The organism is Sporomusa sp. GT1 (assembly GCF_014634905.1).
Lineage (GTDB): Bacteria > Bacillota > Negativicutes > Sporomusales > Sporomusaceae > Sporomusa > Sporomusa sphaeroides.
Map to the genome: position 1 here is coordinate 1 of NZ_BMBX01000045.1, position 15,857 is coordinate 15,857.

Annotated in this window: 13 protein-coding genes; 10 read left to right on the top strand and 3 right to left on the bottom strand. The window is 48.6% G+C overall.

Features of this window, described 5'->3' with window-relative positions; all coding sequences use genetic code 11:
- Positions 1–83: 83 nt before the first annotated feature.
- From GT1_RS21380 to GT1_RS21390, 3 genes are all read left to right on the top strand, one after another.
- Entirely contained in the window at positions 84–1,100 is a 1,017-nt protein-coding gene (locus tag GT1_RS21380; RefSeq protein WP_223226428.1) for a TRAP transporter substrate-binding protein, read from the top strand.
- A 160-nt stretch (positions 1,101–1,260) separates the two neighbouring features.
- On the top strand, positions 1,261–1,731 hold the full coding sequence (locus GT1_RS21385) for a TRAP transporter small permease (RefSeq protein ID WP_188400416.1): 471 nt from the start codon (positions 1,261–1,263) through the stop codon (positions 1,729–1,731).
- On the top strand, positions 1,732–3,009 hold the full coding sequence (locus GT1_RS21390) for a TRAP transporter large permease (protein ID WP_188400417.1): 1,278 nt from the start codon (positions 1,732–1,734) through the stop codon (positions 3,007–3,009).
- Between the two features lie 109 nt (positions 3,010–3,118).
- Here GT1_RS21390 and GT1_RS21395 read toward each other — a convergent pair whose 3' ends face one another.
- The 3 genes from GT1_RS21395 to GT1_RS21405 are packed head-to-tail and all read right to left on the bottom strand — an operon-like array spanning position 3,119 to position 6,965.
- Positions 3,119–4,513, bottom strand: coding sequence for an FAD-binding oxidoreductase (locus GT1_RS21395; protein WP_188400418.1), 1,395 nt, complete (start codon positions 4,511–4,513; stop codon positions 3,119–3,121).
- A complete protein-coding gene (locus GT1_RS21400; protein ID WP_188400419.1) occupies positions 4,507–5,808 on the bottom strand; it encodes a (Fe-S)-binding protein in 1,302 nt (433 codons plus the stop codon). The genes GT1_RS21395 and GT1_RS21400 overlap by 7 nt, the downstream gene beginning before the upstream one ends.
- On the bottom strand, positions 5,805–6,965 hold the full coding sequence (locus tag GT1_RS21405) for an FAD-binding oxidoreductase (protein ID WP_188400420.1): 1,161 nt from the start codon (positions 6,963–6,965) through the stop codon (positions 5,805–5,807). The genes GT1_RS21400 and GT1_RS21405 overlap by 4 nt, the downstream gene beginning before the upstream one ends.
- Positions 6,966–7,268: 303 nt before the next feature.
- Here GT1_RS21405 and GT1_RS21410 point away from each other — a divergent pair, with 303 nt between their 5' ends.
- The 7 genes from GT1_RS21410 (at position 7,269) to GT1_RS21440 (ending at position 15,593) form a co-directional block, all read left to right on the top strand.
- Positions 7,269–8,690: a sigma 54-interacting transcriptional regulator gene (locus GT1_RS21410; RefSeq protein ID WP_188400421.1), complete on the top strand. Its 1,422-nt coding sequence runs from the start codon at positions 7,269–7,271 to the stop codon at positions 8,688–8,690.
- 168 nt (positions 8,691–8,858) lie between these two features.
- Entirely contained in the window at positions 8,859–9,863 is a 1,005-nt protein-coding gene (locus tag GT1_RS21415; RefSeq protein WP_188400422.1) for a glycosyltransferase family 2 protein, read from the top strand.
- Between the two features lie 39 nt (positions 9,864–9,902).
- Positions 9,903–11,474 (top strand): glycosyltransferase family 39 protein, encoded by a 1,572-nt coding sequence (locus GT1_RS21420; protein WP_188400423.1) that lies wholly within the window; start codon positions 9,903–9,905, stop codon positions 11,472–11,474.
- Positions 11,474–13,144 (top strand): glycosyltransferase family 39 protein, encoded by a 1,671-nt coding sequence (locus GT1_RS21425; RefSeq protein ID WP_223226429.1) that lies wholly within the window; start codon positions 11,474–11,476, stop codon positions 13,142–13,144. Before GT1_RS21420 ends, GT1_RS21425 begins: the two co-directional genes overlap by 1 nt.
- Before the next feature lie 22 nt (positions 13,145–13,166).
- Entirely contained in the window at positions 13,167–13,859 is a 693-nt protein-coding gene (locus GT1_RS21430; RefSeq protein ID WP_188400424.1) for a response regulator transcription factor, read from the top strand.
- The gene (locus GT1_RS21435) at positions 13,840–15,135 is read left to right on the top strand and encodes a cell wall metabolism sensor histidine kinase WalK (RefSeq protein ID WP_188400425.1); all 1,296 of its coding nucleotides are present in this window, start codon (positions 13,840–13,842) and stop codon (positions 15,133–15,135) included. Before GT1_RS21430 ends, GT1_RS21435 begins: the two co-directional genes overlap by 20 nt.
- A gap of 26 nt (positions 15,136–15,161) precedes the next feature.
- The gene (locus tag GT1_RS21440; protein ID WP_188400426.1) at positions 15,162–15,593 is read left to right on the top strand and encodes an EamA family transporter; all 432 of its coding nucleotides are present in this window, start codon (positions 15,162–15,164) and stop codon (positions 15,591–15,593) included.
- The last annotated feature ends 264 nt before the right edge of the window (positions 15,594–15,857 follow it).

Genomic DNA, 15,857 nt, shown 5'->3' on the forward strand with positions numbered 1-15,857 from the left:
AAAGACGAGTCTTAAATATGTGAAATGCTATGTAAAACTGAGAATTAAAGAGATTCTTTAAGATTATTGAAGGAGGTATTTTTGTGAAAAAGAAAGCGACTTGGTTCCTGGTACTGGTTTTACTGTTGGCCTTAGGGCTGACCGGTTGTGGCAGCAGCAGCAAAACGGCGGGCGACTCCAAGGACAGTCAAGCGGTTACTACGATTAAAGTAGGTCATGTGTTGGCACCGGATCATCCTTATACAATTGGACTTAAAAAATTCGCCGAACTTATGGACCAAAAAACTGGCGGCAAAGTAAAGGTCAACGTATTTCATAGCTCGCAGCTAGGCAACGAACGGGATATGATTGAAGCCCTGCAGCTTGGCACACAGCAAATGGCTCTGGTCTCCACAGCGCCTCTGGCCAGTTTTACCAAACAATTTTTGGTATTTGACCTGCCTTTTATGTTTACCGATTATCAAGGCGCTTACAAGGTGCTTGATGGCCCAATTGGCGGAGAAATGCTGAAAAGCCTGGAATCACAGGGAATCGTCGGTCTGACCTATTGGGAAAACGGCTTCCGCCATGTAACCAACAGCAGGCAGCCTGTTCAAAAGCCCGAAGATCTGGCGGGCCTTAAAATCCGCTTAATGGAAAATCCCATTCATATGGATACGTTTAAGGCTATGGGAGCCAACCCGCTGCCAATGGCTTTTGGTGAACTGTTCACTGCGCTGCAGCAAGGTACGATTGATGCACAGGAAAATCCTGTTCCTATCATCTGGACCTCCCGCTTCTATGAAGTGCAGAAATATGCGACCTTAACCGGTCATTTCTATGCTGCGGCACCGCTGCTGGTTTCGAAAAAGTTTTATGACGGTTTGCCGGCAGACCAACAAAAAGCACTGCTGGAGGCAGCGACGGAAGCCCGCGATTTTGAACGCCAGCTGCTGGCCGAGCAAAACAAGGATTTTATCGGCAAGCTGAAAGAAAAAGGCATGCAAATTATCGAAGTGGATAAAACTCCGTTTCAAGCAGCAGTACAAAGCGTGTGGAAACAGCATGAGGCTACTATTGGCAAAGATATCATTGACAAAGTGGTAAATGCCCAGAAATAAATTCAAGATAATGCCTAGGGGCAAGCTGGCTCGCTAACTTGCCCTTATTTGGCTGAAATCAGAAATTCTCTGTCTATAATACAAATGCCGTCTGCTATCCAGCGGTTTTTTAAAAAGGCACCCAGGCAGGTTTATTAAAAGGAGAGGAGATCTTTCGGGTATGAAACAGCTATTCGACAATCTCGAAGATTATCTATGCGTTTGTTTACTTACGGTTATGTCGCTGGTAGTATTGTTGCAAGTGCTATCTAGATTTGTTTTAAATATGCCTCTTCGCTGGACTGAGGAATTTGCCGTATTTTTATTGGCCTGGGTATCTTTTTTGGGGGCGAGTGTCGGCATGAAGCGCTGGGCGCACATCGGTGTTGAAGCCTTTGTGCTGCTGCTGCCGCAAAAACTGCAGCACCTGGCTAAACTGCTATCCCTGGTGTTTTGCGGCATCTTCTTTGTGATTATGCTGTATTTCGGTATTGAAATTGTGCTGAAGCAGCTTGCTACCGGGCAGGTATCGGCTGCTATGCGGATTCCTATGTATTATGCGTACCTTTCGGTGCCGGTGGGGGCGGCTTTTATGCTGCTGCGGACCACCCAGCTGTTTATCACCCTGACCAGGAAAGGAGGGCAAGCTTAAATGGAGGTATTGCTCTTCGGCGCGTTTACCCTGCTGGCGATATTAGGCCTGCCAATCGCTATTGTTTTAGGCCTGTCTTCGGTTATCGGCCTGGTTCTTGGAAGCGATGTTCCCTTAACAATAGTTGCTCAGCGCATGTTTACAGCCGCATCGTCCTTTCCGCTGATGGCCATTCCCTTTTTTATGATTGCCGGTGCTCTGATGGAAGGCGGCGGCATATCCAAACGCCTTATTCACCTGGCTAATACACTTATGGGAGCTACGACCGGCGGTCTGGCTCTGGTGGCCATTCTAACCTGTATGTTTTTTGCGGCGATTTCCGGCTCCGGACCGGCAACCGTTGCCGCTATTGGCAGTATTATGATTCCGGCCATGGTTAAGGCAGGTTATGATGTTGCTTTTTCTTCGGCAATCATGGCCGCGGCGGGGTCAATCGGGATCATTATTCCGCCCAGCATCCCCATGGTAACATACGGTGTTGTCGGCGGCGTATCTATCGGTTCTATGTTCCTGGCCGGCTTTGTTCCCGGAATTATTTTCGGTGGCGTGTTAATGGCCGTGGCCTATTTCATCTCCAAAAAACGCGGTTATAAGGGAACAGGGCAGTTTAGCTTCAAAGAACTTTTTATTGCCTTTAAAGACGCTTTTTGGGCCATTTTGATGCCTGTTATTATTCTTGGAGGCATTTACGGCGGTATTTTCACGCCTACTGAAGCAGCCTGCATAGCTGTGTTTTACGGACTGTTTGTCGGTTTCTTCATTTACCGTGAGCTGAACTTTCGTGATCTCGGTCGTCTGCTGGTTAATTCGGCAGTCAGTACCTCCATTGTCATGTTGATTATTGCCACGGCCTCTGTCTTTGGCTGGATTCTGGCCAGCGAGCAGATTCCCGACCGGGTAGCTCAGATGTTTCTGGATTTTTCCAATAACCCGATTATGCTACTTTTACTCATCAATGTACTGCTGTTAGTAGCCGGTTGCTTTATGGAAACCAATGCTATAATCATTATTCTCGCACCGATCTTCCTGCCCTTGATTATCCAAATGGGTATTGATCCTATTCATTTTGGGATTATTATAGTGGTTAATACAGCTATTGGTCAGGTAACACCGCCTTTGGGAGTAAATCTCTTTGTTGCCTGCGGCATATCCAAAATAACGCTGGAATCCATATCCAAGGCGGTAATTCCCTTTATCGTAGCCATGATTGTCGCGTTAATACTTATTACATATGTGCCCTCGGTAGTGATGTACCTGCCGAATTTACTAATGAAGTAAATCGCAATGAGCATAGAAACAGGGTGTTACACATTATGCTCAAGGCATAGCTGTGTAACAAAAGGGCCGTGTTGAAACGTAAGTTTCAATACGGCCCTTTGCCAGGCGGCTAATGCAGTTTACCTTCATAAAAGAACATTTTCCCGGGATTGAGGATGCCGAGCGGATCAACGGCCTGCTTGATCTCCCGGCCAATTTTATACCCGGTTTCGCCAGTCTCTGCCCGCAGGTAAGGGGCTTTCGCGCAGCCAATTCCATGCTCGCCGCTGAGAGTGCCGCCAAGTTCCAGAGTAACGATATGCACTTCATCCAAAGCCTGCTCAGCTCTGGCCATCTGTTCCTTGTTTCGTTTATCAAACATAATGGTTGGATGCATGTTTCCATCCCCGGCATGACCCATATTAAAAATAGGCACATCGTATTTTTCCTGAATGGACATGATTTTTTCGACAAGTACAGGCACCAAACTGCGGGGAACTGTTGCGTCTTCAGCAAATTTGCAGGGTGCAACCTGACCGAAGGCCGGATTAATGGAACGCCGCGCCCGCCATAGATCTTCCGCTTCCTGCGGGGTTCGGGCTATCTTTACTTCTGTTGCCCCGCACTGTTTACAAATCTCGCTTACGCGCCGGGCATTTTCCTCTACGGTTGACAGAACGCCATCCACCTCAATTAATAGCAGGCCGCCTGCTTTGACCGGCAGGCCGATTTTCAAATATTTTTCCACCGACACAATGCTTAAATTGTCCATGAGTTCCAGGGTGGTCGGGATGATGCCTGCTGCCATCGTGACGCTTACTGTTCTGGCCGCATCCTCCAGGCGGTCATAGATGGCCATCATGGTTTTCTTCACTGCCGGCAGCGGCACCAGCCGTAAGGTTATGCTGGTAATTACCGCCATGGTTCCTTCCGAGCCGGTTAATAACATTGTCCAGTCCGGACCGCACATATCGCCGTCGACGGCATTGCCGGTCTGAATAATGCTGCCGTCAGACAAAACTGCTTCCATACCCAGGACAAAATCGCGCGTAATACCATACTTAACCCCTTTCGGGCCGCCGGCGCACTCGGCAACATTGCCGCCCAGCGTCGATTCTTTCATACTGGAGGGGTCAGGCGGGTAGAGCAGGCCGACGTTGCCGGCAGCTGTAATCAAATCAAAAGTAATGACACCGGGTTGTACGACAGCGATTTTGTTCACTTTGTCAATTTTGAGGATTTGATTTAGGCGGGTCAGCTCCAATACGATACCGCCCTTTAGCGGAATGGTTCCGCCTGACAGGCAGGTTGCCGCGCCGCGGCAAGTAACCGGAATCCTATACCGGGCGGCCAGCTTTATCACTTCGGCAACTTCATCGCGATTGGCCGGCTGGACAACCGCTTCCGGCTTGGCGCTGAGAATAGTTGCATCATTGGAATAGACGATCATATCCTCCGGCTCGCTTAACACATGGGAGTTGCCGACAACAGCCCGCAACTTGTTGAGAACCTCAGGTTTTAGCATGTTTCACCCTCCTTGCGGCCAGCTTCATAGGCCATACTGATTATCTCGGCAGTATGCAGCACTTTCATGGGACTATGCCGCTGTGTCAGGCCGTCCGTAATATGCATGCGGCATGAGGAGCAGCCTGTTATACAATAGTCTGTGCCGGTGTTTGCCGCATTGTCCAGCTTCTTATCATTGATGTGGCGTGAGAGCTCATAATATACCGCACTAAAGCTCCCGCCGGCCCCGCAGCAGCGGTTGGCATCCTTCATTTCCACATACTCAAGTCCTGGTATTGACTGGAGGATTTGACGGGGTTCGGCTGACACCTGCATCCCCCGCACCAGATGGCACGGATCGTGATAAGTTACCTTAAGCGGTACCTTTCCCAGCTTAGTCAGATCACAATGCTGCAGCACAAACTGGGTTATATCCAGAACCTTGCCGGCAATATCCTGCCAGGCAGCCAGCAGCGGCGAATTGTCTAAGATATGCGCATATTCCTCTTTCAGCGCCGCCCCGCAGGAGGCGCAGGCTGTTACAATGTGGTCATATTTTTTTGAACCGATGGTTTTGACATTTTGCTCAGCCAGCACCCGGCCGGTTGCCTCATCCCCGGACGTAAAGGCCGGTGTACCGCAGCAGCATTGCTCTGCCGGAATTACGACATTCCAGCCATTGGCAGTCAAAATGTTAACAACAGCTTCGCCGGTTTGTGGATAAAAATAATTCAGCATACAGCCGGTGAAAAACAATACCGTTCCTTTGCTGTCCGCTTTTTTCGCAGGAATAAATTCCGGCAAGCGTGTCCGCAGTGGGCTTACAGTCATATCTGGCATAATCCGCCGCTGGTTCAGACCGGCGCCAGGCAATAAAATCCGGGGAGCCCGCCCGCGGCCGTCAGGCAGCTTTTTAAAGATGGCATGCTGAAACAGAGCACCGGCCCTCAGACAAAGGTCAAAAAGCTTCCGGTAGCGCAGGCCGGTGAAAGCAAGTTTTTTAATGGGCGAAATGCCATTACGCTCTGCTGCCGCAGTTCGTGCCGCCAGAATTACCTTGTCGGTGGCGACACCTGATCCGCAGTGCGTCATGCAGGCTTTGCAGAACAAGCATTTTTCAAAGCGTTGCTGCACCCCGGCTGTCAGCTCGATGTCGTTTTCCAGCACCGCTTCCAGCAGCCGCGCTTTGCTGCGTGGTGTTGTATTTTCATTATTTTCGGCAAGAAATACCGGGCAGATGGAACGGCAGTTGCCGCACCGGCTGCATTTCACAATTTCCTGTTCGATTAACTGGCGTCTTTCCTGCTTGTTCATTTTGTCACCTCTGCTGCCGGATTGAATATCTGGGCCGGATCCAGCTGTTGTTTAAAATTCTTTTCTATTGCAGCTAAAATTCCGTTGCTGCCGCCGCCATATACCCGCTCATATTTGCCGCTTGCCGCTCCGCCGAGGGTGGCGGCTTCTGTTTGCAGTCTGGCGATAAAGCTATTTATCCTGGAGTCGGTTTTTTCCACATACAGATGGATTTTCCCATTGGCCAGCTGGCCAAAAAGCCCGCCGTTCCAATGAAATTCCGCTAATACTGCTGTTGCCTTTTCAGCAAATTCATTTATAGCAGGATAGGGAACTTTAAATTCATCAAGCAGCCAGAAGCCGGCTGCCTGCTCCTCCAGCCGTGAGACATCAGGAAGTGCGGTTGGCAGAGCAGCTTTTTCAGCTTTACAGGCCATTAATAGCTTGTCAACTGCTGCGGCATAGTCATTGACTTCGGCTGCATTGCCATCCAGTTCAAAGATGATCCGGTGCGCCGCTTGCTGCTGAGCAAAAAGCTTGCTGCCGGCTGCCGTGTCGGCCCAGTATAACCAAGCCGGCGGCACAGGTTGCGAGTGCAATGCGCTGACAAGCTGGTTCACGTCTTCCAGGGAGCTGGTGGTGACATCATAACACCGCCGGCAGACCGGCTGTGGCATAAGCTTCAATACAAAGCGAACGCCTACGGCAAAATCGGCATAAGCGCCTGCCAAAAAGCGTGTCAGGTCATAACCGCTTACGTTTTTGATACATTTGCCGCCAACGTCTGTTACATCTCCATTGGGAAAAACATAACTGGAGCCAAGCAAAAAATGTTTACCTGCCCCATATTTCCAGGACGACAAATTCGGGCAGCCCCGATAGACCCATTCGCCGACACTCAGACCGGCCAGATAGGGTGAATCAGCCGGAATAAAGCGCAGCCCTTTGGCAGTTACAAGTTCATTGAGTTCTCTAAGAAGAATTCCCGGTGGTACAATGATCATTAAATTGTCAATATCGAAAGCTTCAACCTCATTCCAGTTGCTTACATCCAGACTAATACCATAATCACCCGGTTTGCGGTACAGATAGACCGGATTTTTCTCTTGCTGAGCCTGCCGGAATATGTTTTGGAGTTGTTCGCTGTTGGCAACAGCCATTGTTTTGATACCGTTCATTGCTGTCCTCCCGCTCATGTTATCAATACTCTACTCTGACTCATGCGTTGCAGTCAGCGTTATCTATATTTCATATGCAAAAATCATGCCAATATATGTAGGGGAGTAATGACTTTGATTAGTGCCCCAGTGGGTTTGGGTACTTGGTTGTGTGCCGGTAGTTCTTTCCCATGCTGCTGTTATAAAACTTGTTAGATACTAACAGGATTTACAACGATAATTTGAAAGTTATGTTATAATCCAAACAAGAGTATGTTTGTGGGTGAATGCTTAGTAAAAAAATATGGAGAGGAATAAAATACTATGCAGATTGACAGGACGGAACTGTACACAATAATTTTGGACAACCTTCCCGAAGGCGTCAATGTTGTCAATGCTGAGGGGTATATCGTTTATGCAAATAAAACATCTGCAAAATATGCCTGTGCAAGCACTCCAGCCGATATGGTTGGCAAACATATTACCCAGTATTATTCCAGAGCTGCCTTGTTAGAAGTTATTAATACGCAAAAATCTATGCGCGACGTTAAAATTACTCATGCCAATGGCCGAACCTTTATTACTAACGCTTTTCCGGTATATTTCAATGAAACCTTTTTTGGCGGGGTAGCCACTTTTCGTGATATGACCGAGATTGAGGAGTTGTCAAAACGGCTGGAGAGTCTGGAAATTGAATTGATACTCAGTCAGGTGAACGACATATTTGACGTTTTTATTGGAAAGTCCTACAGCCTGAGAGGAGTTATCGACAAGGCGCAGCGAAGCATTGCTGCTATCGGCGGGCCAAGGCATTCCATAATCCTCGGTGAAACAGGTACAGGCAAAACCATGCTGGCCAAGGCCATGTATTATTTTGCCAAGAAGATTAAAGTAATTAAGCCGGATGCCCCGTTTATCGAGGTAAATTGTGCTCAATTTATTAATTCGGACATTGCTGCCATGGAAGTATTCGGAACAGAGAAGGGGGCTTACACCGGCTCCGTAGATAAACCCGGGTTAGTAGAATTGGCTGACAAAGGGGTTTTATTTTTAGATGAAGCGCACACTTTGGTTCAACACCAAACGATGTTACTAAAGCTGATCGAATCCGGGATGAGCAGGAGAGTAGGAGGAAGAACAGAGCGAGAGTTGGATTTGATTATTATTGCAGCATCGAGTAAGGATTTAAAGAAAGAGTTTTTGCCGGAATTATATCAACGTCTTGCTCAGTACCAAATTGACATACCGCCGCTGCGTGACCGCAGCAATGAAGAACGTGAATCCTTGCTGAATTTATTTGTAAGCCAGTATATGCTCCGTGCTAAAGAAAGAAATAGTATTGAATTGCAAGTCTCTTTTACCGGTCAGGCTAAAGAAATCATATTGGGTGCACAATATGAGAGAAATATCCGGCAATTTCGTGATGTCGTGTTTGCGAGTATTGATGCGGCTGCTCCTCTGATAGGCAGCTTGCCGGAGGATGATAAAGAGGTAATCAGGGTACTGGTGCAGGCCATACACATCCCACGGACTATGCTGGAGTCGAATTTATGGCAGCAAGAAAGCACAAAGGTTGACAGAGATATTGATGATATCATTGATGCCAAAATTATAAGCCTCCATAAAACAGGATTGGGGCCGCGTAAAATTGCCGCAGAATTACAGAAACAAGGTTATCATATGGAATACTATCGTGTTGCCTATAGACTGACAAAGCTAAAAAAAGAATCAGTTAGTAGTAATTAAAGTTTGGTATACTTGATCTAAAGGAAGACGACCTGAAGCGATATTGCTTCAGGTCGTCTTCTTTTTATTACTTGCAGATTTGCTTTTTCATACTATTTTCAGAATGGCCTGCTAGACTCGGTTTTGAAGAAGGACATATTGATATTCATAGATAAGGTGGCGAGATAAATGAAGCTGATCTCAATAGTTGTACCTGTTTTTAATGAGCAGGAAAATGTGCAGATGTTTTATCAGAAACTATGTAAATATCTGGATAATTCGGGCTATACCTATGAACTGATTTTTATTGATGACGGCTCCGGGGACGATACCGCCAGGATACTTAAATTGCTGGCACAACAGGATCCCCGGGTTAAGGCGGTTTTTCTGGCCCGCAATTTTGGGCATCAGGTGGCATTAACCTGCGGGCTTGATTATGCCGGCGGTGATGCGGTGATCACTATGGACGGCGACCTGCAGCATCCGCCGGAACTGGTACCGCTGCTGCTGCAGAAATGGGAAGAGGGTTTCGAAGTGGTGCAAACCATTCGTGTAGATACAGCCGGTGTCTCCGGATTTAAGAAGTTTACCTCCGGCATGTTCTACCGGTTGATAAATGCCATGTCTGATGTTCATATTGCGGCAGGCGGTTCAGATTTCCGCCTGCTTGACAGAAAGGTAGTGCAAACCTTTCAACGCTTTAAAGAACAGGCCCGGTTTATCCGCGGCATTATCGGCGATATGGGTTACCGGCAGGCCCAGGTGAAGTTTGTGGCGCCTGAGCGATTTGCCGGCAAATCCAAGTTTTCGCCCAAGAAGATGCTTTCTTTTGCCCTTGACGGTATTACGGCCTATTCAAAACTGCCTTTGCGTTTCGCTTTTTATCTTGGTCTGTTGCTGGGGCTGTTGAGTTTTGGTTTGACGCTGGATGTGGTGTACACGCGATTGTTTACGGCCGATGCCGTGCCGGGCTGGGCCACGATAACTGCCAGCATATTGCTGCTGGGCGGCGTTCAACTGGTAGGACTCGGGATCATCGGTGAATATATCGGGCGCATTTTTGAGGAGGTTAAACAGCGGCCGTTGTACTGGGTACGTGCTGAGCTGATTTCCGGACAACGCCGCGGCCATAATAATATGAAATACCACCAGCACAATGATAACTGCTTTCCGGCGATGAGGTTGCAGCGGTGAGCCAAGACGGCCTACCGGCATAGAAAGGGACTATTGAATATGATGATAAATAAAAAAGTTTGGTTCTCGCTGCTGATCATTCTTTGTACGGCCGGTATACTCATGTTTGCTTTTCTGGGAACACATCCCCTGATGGACCCGGACGAGCCGGTGTATGCCGAGACTGCCAGAGAAATGCTGCAATCCCAGGATTTTATTTCTCCCCGCATTTACGGTGATTTCTGGTACGACAAGCCGCCGCTGTATTACTGGCTGGTGGCAGCGGCCTTCAAATTTTTTGGCATGAGTGAATTTGCCGCCCGCTTTCCTTCGGCTGTTTTTGCGGTAGGCGGTGCTGTGCTTGTCTATGTATCGGGCCGGAAGCTGTTTAATGAACGGGCCGGTCTGCTTGCCGCGCTGGTGCTGGTCACCAGTCTGGAATATTTTTACCTTGGCAACGCTGCTGTTACCGATATGACGCTGACCTTTTTTCTGACGGCGGCCTTGCTGGCGTTTTTGCACCGGCAATATTATCTGCTGTTTGGCTTTGCCGCGCTTGCCGTGCTGACCAAAGGTCCGGTTGCCCTTTTCTTTTGTGGTGTAATTATTCTATTGTACCAGGTTTTTACAGGGAACGTAAAAATGCTAAAGACCATGAAAGTGGTCAGCGGGAGTCTGCTTTTTGCTGCCATTGCCCTGCCGTGGTATGCAGCAATGTACTCTTTCCATGGAATGGCCTTTATTGACACCTTCTTAGGGTTTCATAATGTAACCCGCTTCTTGCAGCCTGAGCATACGGCAGGCGCAGTCTGGTATTACTATATTCCGGTGCTGATTCTGGGCTTCTTCCCGTGGTCGGCTTTCCTGGCGCAGGCCTTGTTTACGGGGCTTAAGGAAAAAGGGGAGTATTACAATACTTGTGTTTTCCTGGTTATATGGGCGGCAGTCGTGTTCATGTTTTTCTCAATATCACAGACCAAACTGGTCTCATATATCCTGCCGATGTATCCCCCCTTAGCCTTGCTGACCGGCTATTATTTTGACAAAATATGGGCCGGTCAGCAGTATCGGGCCTTAAACGCCGCTGCTGCCATTTTTGGCATGGCGGCTGTGTTCCTGATTACCGGCCTGTTTTATGCCGGGGCAGGGGTAGTGGTGGAATTGCTGCCTTCTGTCAAAATAATGGCAGTGCTGTTAGCCTTGCTGGCGGTTTTCATTTTATTTCAGAGCGTTCGTCATAACTTCCGTGCCGTATTTACTGCCCATGTCCTGGGAATGATGTTGTTTTTAGCTTTGTTAATGGCGCACACTCTGCCTGTTATTGCACCTGAATTTTCGGTAAAGTCGTTTGTCGATGAATTTAACCAGCATTATGATAGGCAGGCTCCGGTTTATGTCGAAAAATTTTACCGGCCCGGCTTCCTGTATTACAGCGGTATGGCTGGTATTGAATTAAGCCGGGAGGATTTGCAGGCGGTTGCAGCCGGCGAAAACGCGTACCTGATTATGAAAAAGAACAATTATGAGAAACTGTCTCCGGAAATTCAGGCACAATTTCAAGTGCTTGTTGTTCAAGCCGATAAAGTGCTTTTATTTCATGAAAACAATTACCGCATTCTCGGAGAGGATTAATGGAAATGAAACTATCCGGCGACGCAAATATGTTTGTGGCTCCCAGGAAGCTGTATTTGACTATATTTCTAATTTCGTTTTTAGGCTATATGTTTTTTAACCAGGCCATTCCTATTACCGATCCGGTGGAGTCAAACTATGCGCTTACCGCCAAGGAAATGGTATTGTCGGCAGACTGGGTATCACCCAGAATCTATGGCAATGTCTGGTTTGACAAGCCGGTATTTTTCTACTGGCTTACGGCCATGGCCTTTCAACTCTTTGGCTTTTCCGAATGGGCAGCGCGTTTGGTGCCCGCCTTTTTTGCCGCTGTTGGCTTGGTTATGCTATACTGGTTTACAATGAAAACAACCAAGCCAACAGTGGCACTCTTGGCGGTGGTGATTATGGGGACCTCTTTTGAATATATCATTTTGGCAAAGCTGGTCATTACCGACATGGTGTTCTTTGTGTTTAACTGCGCTGCCCTGGTATTTTTTTATCTGGGATATGTGAACAGGGCGCAGGCCGGGTGCTGGTATCTTGCCATGTATGCCGGCGTGGCTTTGGCCGTACTGACCAAAGGGCCGGTTGGCGCTTTGCTGCCCGGTCTGGTCGTGCTGCTGTTTATCGGCGTACAGCGCGATTGGGCGCAATTGAAGGCATTGTTTACACCGGCCGGTATTTTCCTCTTTGCCGCTCTGACGCTGCCCTGGTATGGCGCGATGTATGCTCTGCATGGAACAGAGTTTATCGATACTTTTTTCGGTGTGCACAATTATCTTCGTGCTACCGTTTCCGAACATCCGAAGGATAATGTCAGTTATTATTATCTTGGTGTGTTTGTGCTCAGCATGCTGCCCTGGTCTGCTTTGACCATCAAAGCTGTGCTGCAGGGCTGGCAGGACCGGCGGTCCCAGGCTTCCCCGCTGCCGGTATTCCTTTTTCTGTGGATAGCCGCTTACTTTGGCTTTTATTCGCTGATGGCTACCAAATATCTGACCTATACGTTTCCGATACTGTTTCCCCTGGCAATGCTGACGGCCGTTCAGCTTGAGCGAATGCTGGCCCGCAATGAGGCAGCAGCCATTCTTCGCTGGGCGGGAATTCCAGTGGTACTGCTGCTGTTTGTTTATATGCTTGCCGCCTATCGCTATCTGGCGGGGTGGGAATTTGGCCTGACTGCCGTCTGCCTATCGCTGCTCCTGCTGTTTAGTGTGTGGACAGCAAAAAACAAGGGGGCGGCCGGTGTTTTTAAGCTGCTTTGCCTGTGCCAGCTGGGGTCATATATCATACTTTCCCTGTTTATATTTCCTGCCATAGCGGCAACCCGTTCAGGCAAAGACATGGCGGACAGTATGAGCGCCCTTGGTGAGAAAAAAATAGGGATGTATCAGTTTTACAGCACCTCGGCTGTTTTTTATAGCGGCCATACCGCGGTGAAGCTTACCCCGGCGGCTGCAGTGTCTTCGCGTCAGCCGGAAGCGCTGGACTGGTCAAGCAAATACACCATGCCGAGCCAGGGCTTGCCCGAGTTTTTGGGGCAGCCTCAGCCGGCGGCAAGTCTGATTATCGTACAGGACAAGCAAAAGGACCCGTTTCTGCTGGAGGCAGCTAATTTTGATTATCAATTGTTAACAAGCAGCGGCGGAGTATCGTATTATTCAATCATCAAGCAGCAGTGTCGCTGATCTTGGCGAAAGGGGTGCCGGAATGAGAGTATTGCTTGCAGAAGACGACAAAAAACTGGGAAAGTTAATCAAGCATATGCTGGAAAAATCCGGGATACAGGTTGACTGGGTGTTGAATGGGGATATGGCGCTGGAGTATGCGCTTTACGATCCCTATGACGTCATTATCCTGGACTGGATGATGCCCGGACAATCTGGTATTGCCGTCTGTAACCAGCTGCGAAAACGCGGCTATCAGGGAGCTGTTTTAATGCTGACGGCAAAAGACGCCCTTGATGACCGGGTACTGGGACTGGATACGGGAGCTGATGATTATTTTGTCAAGCCTTTTGAATTTGCGGAACTGCTGGCCAGACTCCGGGCCTTAGCCAGACGCAGCCGGGCGCGGTTAATGGAAGATATCCTGCAAGTCGGCAGCTTAATCTTCAATGGCTTGACGCACTGTGTGCGGCGGGGAGATACGGAGGTACAGCTTACCAGCCGTGAATTTCAACTGCTTGATCTGCTGGTCCGCAATCAGGAGCGCGTACTTCCGCGCGAAGTTATTTTAGAGCGCGTCTGGGGCTTGGAGACAGATGTGTCTTCTAATAACCTGGATGCTTATGTCCGGCTGCTGCGGCGAAAACTCAGCCCATTTGAAGATACGGTTGTTATCCAAACCATTCGTGGCATAGGCTATAAGCTGGAGGTGCAAGATGTTTGCCAGAATCCGTAACCGGTTAACTCTGCGCTATGCGCTGGTTATGATGCTGCTGATGATGGCCTTTATTATCGTAAGCTCTGCCGGGCTGCTTTGGATCCTGTATCAGGAGGAAAGACAGGACCTGCGTTCTTTCGCGGCAGAAGAGGCCAGAGAGCAAGCCGGGATATACAAAGAAAAAAAATCTTTTTTTCAGTTACCGGCAAAGGAAACTGAGGATACCGATCACGGTGCAAAGATATTTTACTATGTTTTCGATCCCAATCAGCAGCTGGCTGCGGCCGAGGAGCCACCGCCTGCCATTCGCAGCGGTGTATTGCGCTTTATCCACAATTGGGACGCAGCCGACGGAGAAGTTGAACTGAAGAAATTTCGCCTTGCTGATGGCGACAGGGCGGTAGTCATATTATGCGGCATGAAAATATATGACGGCTCTGAAATGGTAGGCACTGTTTTTGTGGGGGAAGATATCAGCGCTTATTATCACATGCTGAAAATGTTGTTGCTGATGATGGTCGTGGTTTCTGTTATTTTTCTGATCATCGCCGCCTTTGCCGGGCACCTGCTGGCGGGGAAGGCAATGATTCCTATTAAACAGGCCTTTTTCCGGCAGCGTGAATTTGTCGCCGATGCTTCCCATGAACTGCGCACGCCTCTCAGCGTCCTTCAGCTCTCCGTGGAGGCGGTGCAGAACGATAATGACCAAAAGCTATCCTCCTTTTCCATCCAAGTGCTTGATGACATGAACGGTGAAATCCGCAGAATGACCAAACTGGTAACCGACTTATTAACCCTGGCGCGGGCAGATGCCGGGGCAACCAATATTATCAAAGAAAAAATTGACTTGGCTGCTGTGGCGGAGACGCTTATTCGTTCCCTGCAGCCGTTAGCGGTGATGAAAGCGGTCAAATTGGAAAGGCGCGGTGAAGAGACGCTGCCCATTATGGCCGATTGCGAAAGAATAAGCCAATTGCTTTTGATTTTGCTTGATAATGCCATCAAATATAGCCCGGCCGGCGGTAAGGTGGATATTTTGCTCACAAAGGCGGCGACACCGAAGCCAGCGGTTACGATTGCTGTAAGCGATACGGGAGAAGGGATTGCGGAAAATGACCGGCAGCTGATTTTCGAACGCTTTTACCGCGTGGATAAGGCAAGGTCGCGGGAAGAGGGAGGTACCGGTCTTGGTCTGGCTATCGCCAAGTGGATTGTGGATGTCCATGGCGGGAAAATAAGGGTGGAAAGCACTCCGGGAAAAGGGAGTTCCTTTATTGTTACTTTACCTGGGTAATTGTTGTCATAAGGGAGAGGAGTTACGTGGAGAATCTTTGGCTGGTGTTTGGGCTGTTATCAGCTGTCACGGCAGCGTTAGTGGCGATATTTGGCAAAATCGGCCTGCAATCAGTCGATGCTAATGCCGCTACGGCGATACGGTCGGTCATTATGGCGGTATTTTTGCTTGCTGTTGTTGTTTTCCAGGGAACGTTGAAGGAAATTCCGGCAATTTTTGCAGACAAAAAGGCCATAACCTATATAGCCCTCAGCGGCGTTGCCGGAGCACTGTCCTGGTTGTTTTATTTCCTGGCTCTCAAGTTCGGTAAGGTATCCCAGGTTGCGCCCATTGACAAGCTGAGCGTCGTAATTGCCACAATTCTCGCAGCTGCTTTATTGGGCGAAAAAGTCAGTATTTTAGCTGGTGTCGGCGTGGCTTTGATTGCCTTGGGAGCGATGCTTGTCGCATTAGGATAATACCCTTAGCCTGTTCAGGTGTTATTATAACTAGGGGATGACTAATCGGTCCTTGGGGAGGAAGAGAAATTCATGGATTTACAGTCTAAGTGGTGAATGAATTTTACGGCAAATCGTTTTCGCACAGCCTGACGTCTCTTTGCATCTGGAATACGAAATAATTGAGAAATACCCCGAATTCGGATAGTGGTATTATCCCCTTTAGGTAGACAAAGTAAAAAAAGCCCCATTTGATATAATGGGACTAGACCTTGTCACCTGGAG